Below are 16,621 nucleotides of genomic sequence, written 5' to 3'. Positions count from 1 at the left end.
AACTTTCAACCTCATGGAAAAGGTTACGTTTTTGCTGCCTGTTTTGTCACAAATTGCAATGGCCCTGCCTGTTTGAAACGCAATATGCCTTTCCGGGTTCCATAACAATCAAACGGTTTCGATGCCGCTGTCCCGATTCGCAGTGGTTTCGGGGGATTCCGTCGGATTTACGACATGCGCGTAGTCGCTTATCGGCTTGGGATATCCGTATTTGTACCCCTGCACAGAGCGGCAATCATGATCGTTCAGGAAGCTTGCCTGTTCGTCGGTTTCGACCCCCTCTGCAATCACCTCGAGGTTGAGGTCGCGGCTCAGATTGATCACCGCACGGACGATGGCAATCGCCTGATCGTTGCTGACCAGTTTCTTGATAAAGGACTGGTCGATCTTGATGCGATCCACCGGGAAGTTCTGCAAGGTCGCAAGCGACGAATAACCGGTGCCGAAATCATCCATGGCAATCCGCACGCCCAGCTTCTTGATATCAGACAGGATCTTCATTGAGCGCGCCGGATTGTGAATTAGCGCTGTCTCGGTGACTTCCAGTTCAAGGCGTTTTGGATCAAGACCGGTTTCGTTCAGGATCTCGGCAACCAGTTCCGGCAATTCATGTTTTTGCAATTGAACCGCTGACAGATTGACCCCGATGCCAAGCGGATTTTTCCAGCGTGCGGCCTCTTTGCAGGCGGTTCTAAGCACCCATTCGCCCAGCGGCACAATCAGGCCGGTTTCCTCGGCAATAGGAATAAACCGTCCGGGCGGGATAGATCCCAGTTCCGGATCCGTCCAGCGCAGCAAGGCTTCAAACGAGTGGATCACCTGATCATTACCATCGGTCTCGCATTGCGGCTGGTAATGAAGTTCAAGCTGGCCGTTCTCCATCGCATGACGCAGGTTCGAAGAAAGCTGGCGCTTGAAACGGTATTCCTCGTCCATTTCCGACGAATAGAACACAATGTCGTTGCCGCCGGATTGTTTGACCCGATACATCGCAAGGTCGGCATGAAACAGGATGCTTTCGGCGTCATTGCCATCGGTCGGATAATGCGCAATCCCGATACTTGCAGAAAGCTTCGCACGGTGTTCGGCATTGATGAATACCGGGAGCGCGACACAATCAAGGATTTGCTGGGCCGTTTCGCGCGACCGGGCAATAACGTTATCCATATCTGATTGTTCAGGGTGCGAAAGCAGGGCGACAAACTCATCACCGCCAACACGCGCGATCACCACATCATCACTAAAAAGCTCGGCCAGGCGTTCACCCAATTCCCGAAGCGCATGGTCGCCGGCAATATGGCCAAAGCTGTCATTGAGTTCCTTGAAGTGGTCGAAATCAATGCACATCACCGTCAACGGTATGGATGTTTCATCTGATTTCGTCAGTGCCTCGGCCAGTCGGTCATTGAATGTCGACCTGTTCAAAAGCTTGGTCAGGGCGTCACGTTCTGCCAGAAAACGGATATGGTTTTCTGCGGCATACCGTTCGCGCAGATCACGCAGACCAAATATCACGGTGGCATCCGATATTTCATCGGCGGGAATTTCGCGTCGCACGACCTCGACCGGTATGGCGGTATTGTTGCTCCAGGACAGGGTCGTCTCTGCATAACCGACTTTTCCTGATTTGAATTCCGCCGGTGTATCGGAAAGCCACTCTGTCAGGAAATCCTGATCAAGAATCTCTGCACGGGTGACACCACCCAGTTTCAGGAAGCTGTCATTGGCGTCAATCACCCGCCCATTCTGGGTCAGGACAAGCGCCTCGATGGCGGAATCGCCCAGAATGCGCATGCGGTTGCTGAGATGATCGCGAAGTTGCCGGTCAACAAGGGCGGTGACAAAACCAATCGCAATCAGTCCGATCGCAACGACGGCCACGCCGACCGCAAGATATTCCTGCGAAATAAGCTGTGCCGGAACCGGGACAGTCGGATCGGGTGTAATTACCAATGCACCCATCGCGCCGAAATGCATGGTTGCCACCGCGATGGTCAGATTTGCCTTGCCCAGAAGTTTCTGTTGGTCGGTTTGTGCGGTCTTGGCCAGATACAGCGACGCCATGCCGAACAAGGCCCCCATCAGGATGGCGGCAATCACGATATCCATGTGCCAGCTGATAATGCCGGGAACACGGATGGCAGACATGCCGGTGAAATGCATGGCCGAAATGCCAAGCCCGACAACTAGGCCGCCGACAAGACGCGACAATACAAGGTTCGGCCCACTGATCGAGGCAATCGCAAACCCGATGGTGGTTGTCACAATTGCAATCGCCAGCGAGACAGCCGTCAGAACGGGCTCATAGCCAACCGGCACAACCGGGTCATAGGACAGCATTGCAATGAAATGGGTCGCCCAGATGCCCCCGCCGGTCACAACCCCGGTCAGGAACAGCCATGCGATTTTCTGACGAAGGCGACCGATGCAGGCGCGTGCGTACAGCTTGAATGCGGTATGAATGCCCGCCAGTCCAATAAGAAGGGCTACGAGGACCAGAACGATATCGTGCTGGTGTGCCAGACAGTCATAAATTCTGTACATTCACGCGCCAAATCTAAAATTAATGCAATAGTTTCAATAACTAATACATTTTACTGGTGTAATTTTAAGTCGTCTGGTGTACGTGAAGCAACCCAAATCGGATCTTTCCGGGGCAAAGTTGGGATCCCTAGCGGATCACAACTTTGCCCTCGCCGATGATGCGCGGGGAATTGTCACCACGGGTAAAGGTGATCTCGCCTTCATAGGTGCCAGCCGGCCATTGGCTTCCGGGGCGGTCCATATTGATAAAGAACCACTTTGCGCGCGGGCCTGCATCGTCGGGCAGATCAATAACAAAGTCGCGATGGCCACCCTTGCCATCAGGTGTTTGCAGGCTCATGCGGATGACATCACCATCATTGGCGCCAATCAGATAGGCCCAGAAATAAAGTGCCGGGCTTGTGCGGGGCAGTTCCTGATCCTTGCCGTATCCGCGTTTAAGGTCGGATGCGTTCGGGCGCGCCATCGAAAATCCATGGCCATAAAGCGTGATCTCGTTATAGCTAAGCTTTGCGCGTGCAGACGGTGACCAAAGGGCCGCATTTTCCACATTACAATCAGCGGCGCTGCTGGTGCCCATGGCGGTGCCACTGAACGGATCAACAAGTTCGCCATCCTTGCGCAGGTTGAAATGCAGGTGCGGGAAGGTGGCCTGACCGGAAATGCCGATCCGCCCGATCACCTGACCACGGCTGACGCGGTCGCCCTGTTTGACCGCAACCCACCCCCGGCGAAGATGACAGTACTGGCTTTGCCAGCCATCATCATGATTGATCAGAATACCGTTACCGCATTCGATGCCTTCAAGGCTGCTGGTGGCGATACGACCTGAATCAATGTCTTCAACCCCGTCGCGCAGGGCAACGACCGTGCCATCCGCGATCGACAGGACCGGAACACCATCAAGCATGGTGGCTTCATCCGGTATGGCGAAATCAGTACCGCGGTGGCCGTCATATGTTGTCGTGCCACAGGCATAGTCGCGAATGTTCGGTCCGGTATCATGATCGACATAGTGAACAATGTCACAGCTGTTGCCGGCACAAACGACAGGCAAATCAAACGGCGGGCCATCTGCAAGGGCGATGCTGCCAAAAGACAGGGTCGCGAACACGGAAAGAAAGAGTGTCCGAATGGATCCTGATCGTTCTGGCATATAGTCCCCCGTTATCGGTTATTGTCGCCAAGCATTGGCATTTCAGTATGAATCACCTTTCTCTAACATAAAGGTGATGAGATATCGAACTGCAAGATGTTGTTTATACATTGCGATATCCGATATCAGTTCAAGGTGACGCACACGCGCTCCTTATCACACAAGGCAGGATGAAATGGATCAGAGCGGACTATTTCGGCTGGGTATCTTTGCCGCCATCTTGGTGGTCATGGCCTTGTGGGAGGCGGTGGCCCCTTATCGACCCAAGGAAGCCGTGCGTCGCCCCATGCGTTGGCTGACCAATTTTGGTCTGCTGTTGCTGAGTGCCGCCCTTTCACGTTTCACCATTGGGGCTGCGATGATTGCCGCCGCCATCTGGGCGCAGGCCAATGGTTGGGGGATAAATAACCTTGTCGGTATGCCTGCATTATTGTCCGGGCTGGTCACCATCATTGTTCTTGATTGTGTGATCTATTGGCAGCACCGCCTGACCCACATCGTGCCGGTGTTCTGGCGGTTTCACCGGGTGCATCACTGCGATACAGAATTTGATGTCTCGACCGCGGTGCGGTTCCATCCGGTCGAGATCGTCGCATCCGCGCTCTACAAATCGACCTTTGTCGTTTTGATCGGGGCCGATCCATGGGCAGTGGTGATTTATGAAAGCATGCTAAGCGGCTTTGCCCTGTTTAATCATGGCAATGTGCATCTGCCCAAACGCCTTGATCGCGCCTTGCGACGGGTGGTCGTGACACCTGATATGCACCGGGTGCACCATTCAAGCCTGATGAAAGAAACCAACAGCAACTATGGCAATATCCTATCCATCTGGGATCGGCTGTTTGTCAGCTATATTGACCATACCAAGGTCAATGATCACGATATGCAGATTGGCCTTAAGGAATTCCGGGACATGGACAGCCAAAGTTTGCTGGGCGTTCTCTGGATGCCGTTTCGGCGTCGCTGATTACGCTGGCACCACGCCGCGCACCGCCATGGCCGATGCCACAAGCGACCGTCGCCCGTCTGTCTTGCCACCAAGATACGCCAAACGTGTGGCCTGCTGAATTTCATAGGCCGTGTCGGCATATTGCCGGTTAAAGAAATTGCGGATCAGGCTGTGTGCTCCCATCAGCGACTGCCAGTAGTCATCGAAATCGATGAAATCCATGCGCACGGCCAAGGTTGCGGTTTCAATATCGCCCAATCCCGCATCAGACCAAAGATCATAAAGGTCATCTTCATCCTGATAGGGGACGTCGAAAACCTCTTCGCGCAATTTTTCGCCTTCGACCCCGGCCAAAATGGCCGCGGCATCGAGAAACAGACGGATAAACGTCAACCCACCGGCGCGGTCCCAGACAGACGCTGCTATTTTCCCGTTCGGTTTGGTAACGCGGACCATCTCGGCAACCGCCTTTTCCGGATCTTCCAGATCATTGATCAACAGCTGCGAGAAGGCAGTATCAAAACTGTTGTTCTCAAACGGCAGCGACAACGCATCCCCGGTTTTAAGTTCGATATTTGAAGCTTCTTCGCGCAAGGCGTCTGTCAGGTAGTCGGGGATCAGGTCAATACCGACAACCCGCGCATCCGGATAACGGTTGGCCGCAGCCAGGGTCAGGCTGCCCGTGCCACATCCAACATCAACCAACGCCCCACAAGATGGTGCGGCAACAAAATCAAGGAAGCTGCGCGACAGGCGGCGGCTCCATCGACCCATGGCAATTTCATAGGTGTCTGCAATTGTGTTGTTCATCGGGGGCGTTTCCCAAAGGTTTGTTTTTATAGGGCTTAGGGTCCAAACTCATTCACATAATCGTCCCGGTCCCCCGGATTTGTGCGGATATGCGGAGCAAGGCCGCAGGAAGATCTATATCTTTCAAGGTTTTGCGACAAAATAGCCCGTGCAAATCCGGGAGATCCGAAGGACAACCGATATGAGAGAAAGCCCCTGTGTCAAATCCCTTGACCGGGGATCACCCCGCTCTGCGAGCTTTTCCTGGATTTTTCTCTCATATCGGTTGCCGGGGCGGTCATGTGAATGAGTTTGGACCCTAGATCATTGATATCACAGGTGGGCATGCGCTGATATGTCCCCGTTTCAGACAATTTCAAGCGCCAGTCGCAACGGCATTCGACGAAATAGGCATTGCTCATTTCGAAAAATGCGCAATAAAATTACAAATATTGCATTGCAAAATAATTATAAGCGCGACATCTGCAATGTAAGCGACCGCGCAACAGGCATAGGGTTTCTAGGAAATGAATGAACGCGACGGACTTCATGGGCTGTATTTCGAAGATCTCGAGATCGGGCTGTCGGGCAGTTATGGAAAAACGGTAACCGAAACCGACATCGTGATGTTTGCCGGCATTACCGGTGATACCAACCCGGTGCACCTTAATCAGGATTACGCCGCAACCACGATGTTCGAAGGCCGCATTGCCCATGGCATGCTGTCGGCCGGTTTCATTTCGACGGTCCTTGGCACGCGCCTGCCGGGGCCTGGCACGATTTATCTTTCCCAGAACCTGCAATTCAAGGCACCGGTTCGGATCGGCGATACCGTGACAGCACGTGTGACCGTGCGTGAACTGATCCCGGCCAAGAAACGCGCCATTATGGAAACCAACTGCTATGTCGGGGATCGTTGCGTGATCTCGGGCGAAGCAACCGTGATGGTGCCTTCGCGCGCCTGATGCCGGAAAGCCTGCGCTTTTTTGTCGGAAAAGTCTTTACGCTTCGGGCCTGCGCCCTATATAGCTGCCTGCTGGATTTGCCGACAAAAGGTCGGCAGGCATGGAACGCAGCAAAGAGAGACCGGCGCGAATGCGCGTTTTTCGATCTTTTGAGAACCTGACCGATGATGCGCGCGGCGCCGTTGTGGCGATCGGCAATTTCGATGGACTGCATCTGGGGCATCAGACGCTTCTGGATCAGGCCCGTGCGATTGCCCGCGATCTTGGTGCGCCGCTTGCGATCCTGACGTTCGAGCCCCATCCGCGCATGCTGTTTCGCGCCGATGATCCGCCGTTCCGTCTGACCTCGGCCGAGGATCGCGAAACCGCGGCTGGCAGCATCGATATCGACCTGTTCTATGAAGTCGAGTTTAACCGCGACTTTGCCGCTATGACCGCCGAGGAATTCATCGAACGTGTTCTGGTCACGGGTCTTGGCGCCAAACATGTCGTGGTTGGCTGGGATTTCTGTTTCGGCAAGGGCCGGGCAGGGGATGTCGATTTGCTGCGCGCGATTGGTGAGAAATCCGGTTTTGGCGTTACGGCGGTAACCGCTGTTACTCATGATAACGGGATTGTCTATTCCTCGACCGCGATCCGTCAGGCGCTCCGTGATGGCCGCCCCGAAGACGCCAAGCATCTTTTGGGGCGCCCGTGGGAGATTGGCGGCGTTGTCGCCCATGGCGATGCGCGCGGACGCACCATCGGCTTCCCAACGGCCAATGTTCCGCTTGGCAATCACCTGCGCCCGAAATTCGGTGTTTACGCTGTCGAACTTGGACTGGTTTCTAAAACCGATGGCAAAACCGTCGAACGCTGGATCCCCGGAGTCGCCAATATTGGCGTCCGGCCAAGCTTTGGCGGCGATGATGATGCCGGGCTAGAAGCACACCTTTTTGACTTTGATGAGGACATCTATGACCGGCGGGTACGCGTGCGTCTGCACGGCTTTATCCGCGGGGAAAAGAAGTTCGATGGGCTTGATGCCCTGAAAGCCCAGATCGCAGCAGATGTGATCGCTGCCAAGGATATTCTCGGCAAGATTTGAATTTGTTGACGAACCCGCTATGATCCGCGCGCTTTTCGCAAGATCAGCTTTTCGCGAGATCTCCGGGGGTTCGCCCTTTTAATTTGTTCAAGACGACAGGACCGTCACGATGAGTGTCGAATACAAGAAAACCGTTATCCTGCCCAAGACCGATTTCCCGATGCGGGCGGGTTTGCCAAAGATGGAGCCCACCCTGCTCGAGCAGTGGAAGAAAGAGGACCTCTACGGCAAAATTCGCGGTATTTCGGCCGATCGTGAAATGTTTGTCCTCCATGATGGCCCGCCCTATGCCAACGGTCACCTGCATATTGGTCATGCACTGAACAAAATCCTTAAAGACGTCATCACCCGTTCCCAGCAGATGCTGGGCAAGAACGCTGTTTACGTTCCGGGTTGGGATTGCCACGGCCTTCCGATTGAATGGAAGATCGAAGAACAATACCGTGCCAAGGGCAAGAACAAGGACGATGTTCCGATTGCCGAATTCCGCAAGGAATGCCGCGAGTTCGCCCAGAAATGGCTAGATATTCAGCGCGAAGAGTTCAAACGCCTTGGCGTGATGGGCGACTGGGACAATCCCTATGTCACCATGGACTACAAGGCAGAGGCATCTATTGCCCGTGAACTTGGCAAGTTCCTGATGAACGGTTCGCTCTATATGGGCTCCAAACCGGTCATGTGGTCGGTGGTTGAAAAGACCGCCCTTGCCGAGGCGGAAGTCGAATATCACGACCATACGTCCAAAACGATCTATGTTCGCTTCCCGGTCACCGAGACCAAGGTTGATCTGCTTAAAGACGCGACCATCGTCATCTGGACCACGACCCCTTGGACCATTCCGGGCAACCGCGCGATTTCGTATGGCGAAGACATCGAATATTCCGTCATCGAAGTCACCGAAACCGCCGAGGAAGCCTGGGCCACCGTCGGCGAGAAGATGGCCGTCTGTACCGACCTTCTCGAAGACCTGTGCAAAAACGGTCGTGTTACCGGTCACAAGGTTGTCGGTACCTTTAAGGGCGCCGAGCTTGAAGGCACGCTTTCGGCCCATCCGTTCCGCGGGCAGGGCTATGACTTTGATGTGCCGCTTCTGGCGGCTGATTATGTCACGACCGACACCGGTACCGGCTTTGTCCATACCGCACCGACCCACGGCCCGGACGATTACCAGACCGGCCTGAAATACGGTCTGGAAGTTCCGGAAATGGTCGATGGTGACGGTGCCTATTATCAGACCGTGCCGCTGTTTGCCGGCGAACGTATCTATGATGAAAACGGCAAGGAAGCAGGTGCGAACGAAGCGGTCATCGCCAAGCTGATCGAAGTTGGCGCGCTGCTGTCGCGTGGCCGTCTTAAGCACTCCTATCCGTGCTCGTGGCGTTCCAAGGCACCGGTGATCTATCGCACCACACCGCAATGGTTCATTTCCATGCAGGATAATGACCTGCGTGAAAAGGCGCTCAAGGCGATTGATGAAACCCGCTTTGTGCCGGAAGCCGGTCGTAACCGTCTGCATTCCATGATCGCCAACCGCCCGGACTGGTGCGTATCGCGCCAGCGCGCATGGGGCGTGCCGATCACTGTGTTCATTGAAAAAAGCACCCGCCAGCCGCTGCGTGATCAGGAAGTTCTGGATCGCGTGTACGAAGCCTTCTGCGAAGAAGGTGCTGATGCATGGTTCACCCGCGATGCACAGTATTTCCTTGGCGACAAATACAATGCCGATGATTTCGAACAGGTCACCGACGTGCTTGACGTCTGGTTTGATTCCGGTTCGACCCATGCCTTCGTGCTCGAAGAACGTCAGGACCTGAAATGGCCGGCGGATCTGTACCTCGAAGGATCGGATCAGCATCGCGGCTGGTTCCACAGCTCGCTGCTGGAATCCTGTGGTACCCGTGGTCGCGCACCGTACGAGGCCGTTCTGACCCATGGCTTTGTTCTTGATGGCGAAGGCCGCAAGATGTCGAAATCGCTCGGCAACGTCATTGCGCCGAACGATGTCATCGACAAACTGGGGGCCGACATCCTGCGTCTGTGGGTGGTAAGCTCCGATTATCATGATGATCTGCGCATCAGCCATGAAATCATTCAGCGCCATTCAGACATCTATCGTCGTCTGCGCAATACCCTGCGCTTCCTGCTGGGCAACCTTGACGGCTTTGACCAGTCTGAAAAGGTTGCAGATAACGAGCTGCCGGAACTCGAACGCTGGGTTCTGCATCGTCTGAGCCACCTTGATGACATGGTGCGCAAGACGACTGCGGACTACGATTTCCACTCGATGTTTATCGAGCTGCATAACTTCTGCGCGCTTGATATGTCGGCGTTCTATCTTGATATCCGCAAGGACGCGCTTTATTGCGACGCACCAAGCAGCCTGCGCCGCCGTGCGGCTCGCACGGTCATGGATCGCGTGTTTGATTGCCTTGTTCGCTGGTTGGCACCGGTTCTGTGCTTTACCGCCGATGAAGCATGGCGTGCGCGCTATGGTGCGGAAAGCTCGGTTCACTCGGAAACCTTCAACGCGGTTTCCGATGGCTGGAAAGACGACGCGCTGGCCGCCAAATGGGCCAAAATCCGCAAGCTTCGCCGGGTTGTCACCGGTGCGCTTGAACTTGAACGTGCAGAAAAACGCATTGGTGCCAGCCTTGATGCCGCACCAAAGGTTTATGCGACCGCAGATTATGTCGAAGCCCTGGCTGGCCTTAATCTTGCCGAAATCGCCATTACATCTGACATCGAACTGATCACGGGTGATGCACCGGATGGTGCCTATACCCTTGATGATGTTGCCGGTGTTGGTGTTGTGCCGGCATTGGCGGATGGCGAGAAATGCGAACGTTGCTGGCAGACCCTGCCGGAAGTTGGCAGCCACGCTGAACATAAAACCGTTTGCAACCGCTGTGCGGATGCCGTTGATGAAATGGGAATTGCTGCCGAGTAACGGTGGCGTTCGGGAACGCCCTGCCTGCTGGCAGGGCACATCCCGGCAAGTCAGAAAGAGTGTTGATGAAACATCGTGCCTTTGTGTTTGGTCTGATCGTCATTGCAATCGTCTTTGGTGTCGACCAGTGGACCAAGGCGCTTGCCATTGATGGTCTGTCGAACCCGCTTCGCGTGATCGAAGTGACGCCGTTCATGAACTTTGTTCTGGCCTGGAACCCGGGTGTTTCGTTTGGCCTGTTTCAGGGGCAGGCACCTTGGGTGATGATTGCGGTGACCGCTGCCATCACCATTGGCTTTGGCATCTGGATGTGGCGCACGCGCGATTCCATGTTGCGCTTTGCCCTGGCAATGATCATTGGCGGCGCAGTTGGCAACCTCGTGGATCGTCTGCGCCACGGGGCTGTGACTGACTTCATTGATCTGCATGTTGCGGGTTATCACTGGCCGGTATTCAATATTGCCGATAGTGCAATCACGGTTGGTGCGGCGCTACTGTTGATCGATTCCCTTTTTGGCGGTAAAAAATCTACCAGATGAATTTTGGCCGGGCGGACATGGTCCGGTTTTGAAGTGGTAATGAGGCACAAATGGCCCGGAAACTGACGACCAATATTTTCAAAATTGCATTGCTGGGCGGACTTGCGCTTGGCGTTTCCGGTTGTGAATCAACACGTGAAACCTTTGGCCTGAACAAACAGTCGCCCGACGAGTTTGCGGTTGTTTCGCGCGCCCCGCTCAGCCTGCCGCCTGATTTTACATTGCGTGTTCCTGATCCGGGCGCACCGCGCCCGCAAACCGGATCGACCACCGATCAGGCGCGCCGTATTCTGGTCGGCGAAGATCCCAACGTTGTAAAACGTGACATTACCGAGGGTACGCGCAGCAAGGGTCAGGTTGCCCTTCTTTCGGCATCCGGTGCGCAATATGCCGATCCGGAAATCCGCAACACGGTGGATCGTGAAACCTCGATCTTCATTTCCGAAAGCGAAGGCGTCGTCGACGATCTGCTGTTCTGGCAGGAAAAGCCGGAATTCGGCACTGTCGTCGATCCGGCGGCCGAAGCCAAGCGTATCCGCGATCAGCAGGCATTGGGTGACAATGTTGCCGGTGGTGCCGATACCCCTGTGATCGAACGCAAACAGAAAGGCTGGCTGGAAGACATCTTCTAAGCTTCGCCGAACACACGACAAGTTGATGCATTCAGACAAGGGCGCGATGGTTTCGCGCCCTTGTTCTGTCATATTCGGTTCTTAAGAAATGCCTGTTGAATGCAAGTGCCGCGTTCTGCCGTACCTGCATTGAAACACACCGTTTGCATAACCATCCTGAATTGGAATGGGACGCCACAATGAGAATTTCTGGAACAATCCGATCAATGACGCGCAGTTCTGTGGCTGTGCTCGCCCTCGTCGCTCTGACCCTTGCCCTTGTGCCCGGTTTGTCACGGGCGGCTGTTTTCAGCCCCCAAACTGCCACCCTTGATAACGGCATGCAGGTCGTGCTGGTGGAAAATCACCGCGCACCCGTCGTTACCCATATGGTCTGGTACAAGGTCGGCTCGGCCGACGAACCACAAGGTGTATCGGGCATTGCCCATTTCCTTGAACATCTGATGTTCAAGGGTACTGATAATATGGCGCCGGGCGACTTTTCAAAGATCGTTGCGCGCAATGGCGGCAATGACAACGCCTTCACCAGTTGGGACTATACCGGATATTTCCAGAACATCGCCCGAGACCGGCTTGATCTGGTTATGGAAATGGAAGCCGACCGCATGACCAATCTGAGACTTTCAGATGATGTGGTTCTGCCCGAACGCGATGTGATCATCGAAGAACGCCGGTCGCGCATTGATACCAGCCCGGGCGCACTTTTGGGTGAACAGATGCGCGCATCGCTTTATATGGCGCATCCCTATGGTCGGTCGATCATTGGCTGGCGCCATGAGATGGAAAAACTTTCCACCGAAGACGCGCTTGAATTTTATCAAAACTGGTATGCGCCCAATAACGCCATTCTGGTTGTTGCCGGCGACATCACGATGGATGAATTGCTGCCGATGGCGGAAAAATATTATGGCGTCATCCCGCGTGGTAAGGACATGACCCGCAACCGTGTTCAGGAACCGGTTCAGCATGCCCCGCGCAAGGTCACCATGCGTGACCCGCAGGTCGGTCAGGCATCCTGGTCGCGCTATTACCTGGCACCGTCCTATAATACCGATGCGGCTGATGCCGCACCGCTTGATGTGCTGAGCGAAATCATCGGATCGGGCACTACCAGCCGCTTCTTTAAGGCGCTTGTGGTTGATCAGGAAATCGCATCAAGCGTTGGCACCTTCTATGACCCGGTCGCCGTCGATCTGGCAAGCTTCGGTGTCTATGCCGTTCCGCGCGGCGATGTTGATCTGGCCGACCTTGAAAAGGCGGTCGAGGCCGAAATTGCCAAGGTCGTTGCCGACGGTGTCACCCAGGATGAACTCGATCGCGCCAAGCAGAAGCTGCTTGATAGTGCCGTCTTCGCCCGTGATTCGCTTTCGGCCGGTGCGCGTGTGCTCGGCCAGTCGCTTGCGGTCGGTTTGACCGTGGATCAGGTCGAAAGCTGGCCGGATCGGATTTCGGCCGTGACGGTGGATCAGGTTAATGATGCTGCCAAACGCGTCTTTGATGCCAACAAATCTGTCACCGGCTGGCTGATGCCGCCCGAAGGTGGCCCGGTCACTGGGGCTGGTGCCGCCCTTCCGATTACCTCCGGCGAAGGAGTGCACTGATATGAACAAGCTGTTTAAACAGATTGCCGGTGTTGCCTTTGCAACCACACTGGGCCTTGGCTTCGCGCAACAGGCCAAGGCGGTTGAAGTTCAGGAAGTGATTTCAGACGGCGGCATTCGCGCCTGGCTGATCGAAGATCACATGAACCCGCTGATGACCATGGATATCGCTTTTACCGGTGCGGGGGCGGCAACTGATCCGGATGGCAAGCTTGGCTTGGCCAATATGGTATCGGGCCTGATTGACGAAGGTGCAGGTGCCATGGACAGCCAAACCTTCCGGGGCGAAATGGAAAACCGGTCCATCGGTCTTTCCTTTGATGCCGGGCGCGATGATTTTGCCGGATCGCTCACCACGCTAACGCGTGAACGCGATACCGCGATTGATCTGCTGCGTCTGGCCCTGTCCGAGCCGCGCTTTGACGACGAGGCGGTTGAGCGTATCCGTGCACAGGTTGTATCCGGCCTCAAACGGGCCGAAACCGATCCGCGCGATATCGCCAGCCGCACGTTCTTTGCCTCGATCTTTGGTGATCATCCCTATGGCCGACCGGTCTCGGGCACGCTTGAAACCGTGGCCGGTTTGAACGCCAATGATTTTCGTGGCTTCGTGCGCCGCGCCTTTGCCAAGGATAACCTGATTGTCGGGGTTGCCGGTGACATCACCGCCGAAGAACTTGGTCCTTTGCTCGACGAGGCCTTTGGCGCGTTGCCCGCGAAAAGCGACCTGCCCAAGATCGCCGATGTCACACCGACCTATGGCGATATCGACGTAATCGAACAGGACATTCCGCAAAGTCAGGCAATCTGGGGGCAGAAGGGCATCGAACGCCAGGATCCGGATTTCTATGCCGCCTATGTGATGAATTACATTCTTGGCGGTGGTGGTTTCTCATCGCGCCTGACCGAGGAAGTCCGTGAAAAGCGCGGGCTTGCTTATGGTGTCTATAGCTACCTTGCCAATCTGGACCATGCCGACATGATGATGGGCGGGGTCGCCACGCGCAATGACGCGATTGGCCAAAGCCTGTCGCTGATCAGCACCGAATGGATCAAGATGAAGCGCGATGGCATCGATCAGGAAGAACTTGATAATGCCAAGGCCTACCTCACCGGGGCCTTCCCGCTGCGCTTCACAAGCCTTGGCAACCTGTCGGGCATGCTGGTCGGCATGCAAAAGGAAGACCTTGGTATGGACTTCCTTGATCGCCGCAATGACATGGTCAATGCCGTCAGTCTTGATGACGTCAACCGCGTGGCAGCAAGTCTGATGGACCCGGCCAATGTCACCGTGACCGTGGTTGGCAAGCCGGAAGGTGATCTGGCCTTCTGATCGGAGACTGGCCATTGAGCCTTAAAAGTTGCAAAGCGCGGTGAAAGGGATTTCGCCGCGCTTTGCGCTTTGATAGGTTCATCCCAACCAAGATAAACATCACGAGCACCGCCTTCATGACCCTGCGCGTCCTGCCACAGAACCTGATCAACCAGATTGCCGCCGGTGAGGTGGTCGAACGTCCTGCGGCCGCGCTTAAGGAACTGGTGGAAAACGCGTTGGATGCCGGGGCGACCAAGGTGGATGTCAATCTGCGCGATGGCGGTCGGACGTTGCTGTCCGTCACTGATGACGGCAAGGGCATGACGCCGGACGAACTGGCACTCGCAGTCGAACGCCATGCGACCTCGAAACTGCCCGATGATGATCTGTTTAATATCGGTTTCATGGGCTTTCGCGGCGAAGCCTTGCCATCGATTGGGTCGGTGTCGCGCATGCGCCTGACCAGCCGGGTGCGCGGCTCCGAAAATGCCTGGACGCTGGCGGTCGAAGGCGGGGCCAAGGGCGCACCGGAACCAGCCGCCCATCCCTATGGCACGCGGGTCGAAGTGCGTGATCTGTTCTATGCCACGCCAGCACGTCTCAAGTTCCTGAAGACCGCGCGGACAGAGCAGATGTATGCGCGCGAAATCATGGATCGTCTGGCCATGGCGCGGCCTGATGTCGGTTTTACACTCAGTGGCGATAACAACAAGACGATCCTGAATTACCCGGCCTGCGAAGGCGACCTGTTTGATGCCCGCCTGAAGCGGTTGGGGGCGGTCATGGGCCGCGAGTTTCAGGACAACGCCCTTCAGATTGAGGCGGAGCGTGAAGGCATCCGCCTGACCGGTTATGCCGGGGTGCCGACATTGAACCGTGGCAATGCCCAGATGCAGTTCATGTTTGTTAATGGCCGCCCGGTCAAGGATCGGCTGCTGCAAGGGGCGGTGCGCGGCGCCTATCAGGATTTTCTGGCGCGGGATCGCCATCCGTTACTGGCGCTGTTCTTTGAACTGACACCGCGTGATGTTGACGTCAACGTCCATCCCGGCAAGACCGAGGTCCGGTTCCGCGATCCGGGGCTGGTACGCGGGCTTATTGTCGGCGCACTTAAACATGCGCTGGCCGGGGCGGGGCATCGTGCCTCAACCACGGTGGCCGACATGGCCTTGGGGGCGGTGCGCCGCGAAGGTGAGGGACCCTCACTTCCGTATGGTGGGGGCGCGCGAAGCGGCGGTGGCAGCGGATTTAACATCGGACATTATCAGCCAAACGTGCCGGGCCATGCCGCGATTGAGCGCAATTACGCCGCCCAGGCACCGATGGAAAATCAAGGAAACTATGGTGGCCTGTTTGATCGCGGGCGTGAGTTTGGCGGATCGGCTGGTAGCGCTAACATCGCGGGTGGCGAGGGTGGCTTTGCGGCGGCCGCGGCAACCGCCCTTTCGGGCGGCTATGACGCCGCCGCACCGTCTGCGCGCATTGATAACATCACCGATGAAGGCAAGTTTGTGGATCATCCGCTGGGGGCGGCCCGCGGGCAGGTGCATGCCAATTACATCATCGCCCAGACCCGCGACGGTTTGGTGATTGTCGATCAGCATGCTGCCCATGAACGCATTGTCTATGAACGCATGAAGGCCGACCTGGCCGAAAGTGGCGTGAAGCGACAAGGGCTGTTGCTGCCCGAAGTCGTCGAACTCGATGAAGCGTCCGCTGATCGTATTGCCGAACGCGCCGATGAATTTGCCGAACTGGGTCTGGTGATCGAGCCGTTTGGTCCCGGCGCGATTGTTGTCCGCGAAGTGCCGGCCATGCTGGGCAAGGTTGATGTCAGCGCGCTGGTGCGCGACATGGCCGATGAAATTGCCGAGCTGGGGCAGGGCATGGCGCTGAAGGACCGGCTGATGTATGTCTGTGCGACCATGGCGTGCCACGGGTCGGTGCGTTCGGGGCGCAAGCTTAATGCCGATGAAATGAACGCGCTTTTGCGCCAGATGGAAGCCACCCCGCATTCAGGCCAGTGCAACCATGGCCGCCCGACCTATGTTGAGCTCAAGCTTAACGACATCGAAAAGATGTTTGGCCGGAGGTAGG

The 16,621-nt window shown here is 55.9% G+C and carries 12 protein-coding genes; 9 read left to right on the top strand and 3 right to left on the bottom strand.

Features of this window, described 5'->3' with window-relative positions:
* Window positions 1-108: 108 nt before the first annotated feature.
* Together FHI25_RS02585 and FHI25_RS02580 are read right to left on the bottom strand one after the other, a co-directional pair.
* Window positions 109-2,544, bottom strand: a complete 2,436-nt coding sequence (locus FHI25_RS02585) for an EAL domain-containing protein (RefSeq protein WP_210514825.1) — start codon at window positions 2,542-2,544, stop codon at window positions 109-111.
* A gap of 127 nt (window positions 2,545-2,671) precedes the next feature.
* Entirely contained in the window at window positions 2,672-3,700 is a 1,029-nt protein-coding gene (locus FHI25_RS02580) for a M23 family metallopeptidase (protein WP_210514822.1), read from the bottom strand.
* 175 nt (window positions 3,701-3,875) lie between these two features.
* Here FHI25_RS02580 and FHI25_RS02575 point away from each other — a divergent pair, with 175 nt between their 5' ends.
* Window positions 3,876-4,667 carry a sterol desaturase family protein gene (locus FHI25_RS02575; RefSeq protein ID WP_210514819.1) on the top strand — a complete coding sequence of 264 codons (792 nt, stop codon included), beginning with the start codon at window positions 3,876-3,878 and terminating at the stop codon, window positions 4,665-4,667.
* On the opposite strand, the gene FHI25_RS02570 is transcribed toward FHI25_RS02575, so the two are convergent.
* A complete protein-coding gene (locus tag FHI25_RS02570) occupies window positions 4,668-5,459 on the bottom strand; it encodes a class I SAM-dependent methyltransferase (protein ID WP_063089007.1) in 792 nt (263 codons plus the stop codon). It lies immediately after the preceding gene.
* 506 nt (window positions 5,460-5,965) lie between these two features.
* Here FHI25_RS02570 and FHI25_RS02565 point away from each other — a divergent pair.
* The 8 genes from FHI25_RS02565 (at window position 5,966) to mutL (ending at window position 16,620) form a co-directional block, all read left to right on the top strand.
* Window positions 5,966-6,403, top strand: coding sequence for a MaoC family dehydratase (locus tag FHI25_RS02565; protein WP_210514816.1), 438 nt, complete (start codon window positions 5,966-5,968; stop codon window positions 6,401-6,403).
* A gap of 130 nt (window positions 6,404-6,533) precedes the next feature.
* Window positions 6,534-7,490: a bifunctional riboflavin kinase/FAD synthetase gene (locus FHI25_RS02560; protein WP_210514813.1), complete on the top strand. Its 957-nt coding sequence runs from the start codon at window positions 6,534-6,536 to the stop codon at window positions 7,488-7,490.
* Between the two features lie 109 nt (window positions 7,491-7,599).
* Window positions 7,600-10,437: an isoleucine--tRNA ligase gene (ileS, locus tag FHI25_RS02555; protein WP_210514810.1), complete on the top strand. Its 2,838-nt coding sequence runs from the start codon at window positions 7,600-7,602 to the stop codon at window positions 10,435-10,437.
* 65 nt (window positions 10,438-10,502) lie between these two features.
* Window positions 10,503-10,976 carry a signal peptidase II gene (gene lspA, locus FHI25_RS02550; protein WP_063088642.1) on the top strand — a complete coding sequence of 158 codons (474 nt, stop codon included), beginning with the start codon at window positions 10,503-10,505 and terminating at the stop codon, window positions 10,974-10,976.
* Window positions 10,977-11,026: 50 nt separating this feature from the next.
* A complete protein-coding gene (locus FHI25_RS02545) occupies window positions 11,027-11,608 on the top strand; it encodes a DUF3035 domain-containing protein (RefSeq protein ID WP_063088643.1) in 582 nt (193 codons plus the stop codon).
* Between the two features lie 206 nt (window positions 11,609-11,814).
* Window positions 11,815-13,209 carry a pitrilysin family protein gene (locus tag FHI25_RS02540; RefSeq protein WP_246878865.1) on the top strand — a complete coding sequence of 465 codons (1,395 nt, stop codon included), beginning with the start codon at window positions 11,815-11,817 and terminating at the stop codon, window positions 13,207-13,209.
* A 1-nt stretch (window position 13,210) separates the two neighbouring features.
* On the top strand, window positions 13,211-14,542 hold the full coding sequence (locus FHI25_RS02535; RefSeq protein WP_210514804.1) for a pitrilysin family protein: 1,332 nt from the start codon (window positions 13,211-13,213) through the stop codon (window positions 14,540-14,542).
* Between the two features lie 116 nt (window positions 14,543-14,658).
* Window positions 14,659-16,620, top strand: coding sequence for a DNA mismatch repair endonuclease MutL (mutL, locus tag FHI25_RS02530; RefSeq protein ID WP_210514801.1), 1,962 nt, complete (start codon window positions 14,659-14,661; stop codon window positions 16,618-16,620).
* Window position 16,621: the final 1 nt, after the last annotated feature.

The sequence above is a fragment of the Thalassospira sp. ER-Se-21-Dark genome (assembly GCF_017922435.1).
Classification (GTDB): domain Bacteria; phylum Pseudomonadota; class Alphaproteobacteria; order Rhodospirillales; family Thalassospiraceae; genus Thalassospira.
Note: the sequence above shows the minus strand (reverse complement) of the source record. Positions and strands in the feature narration are given on the sequence as shown.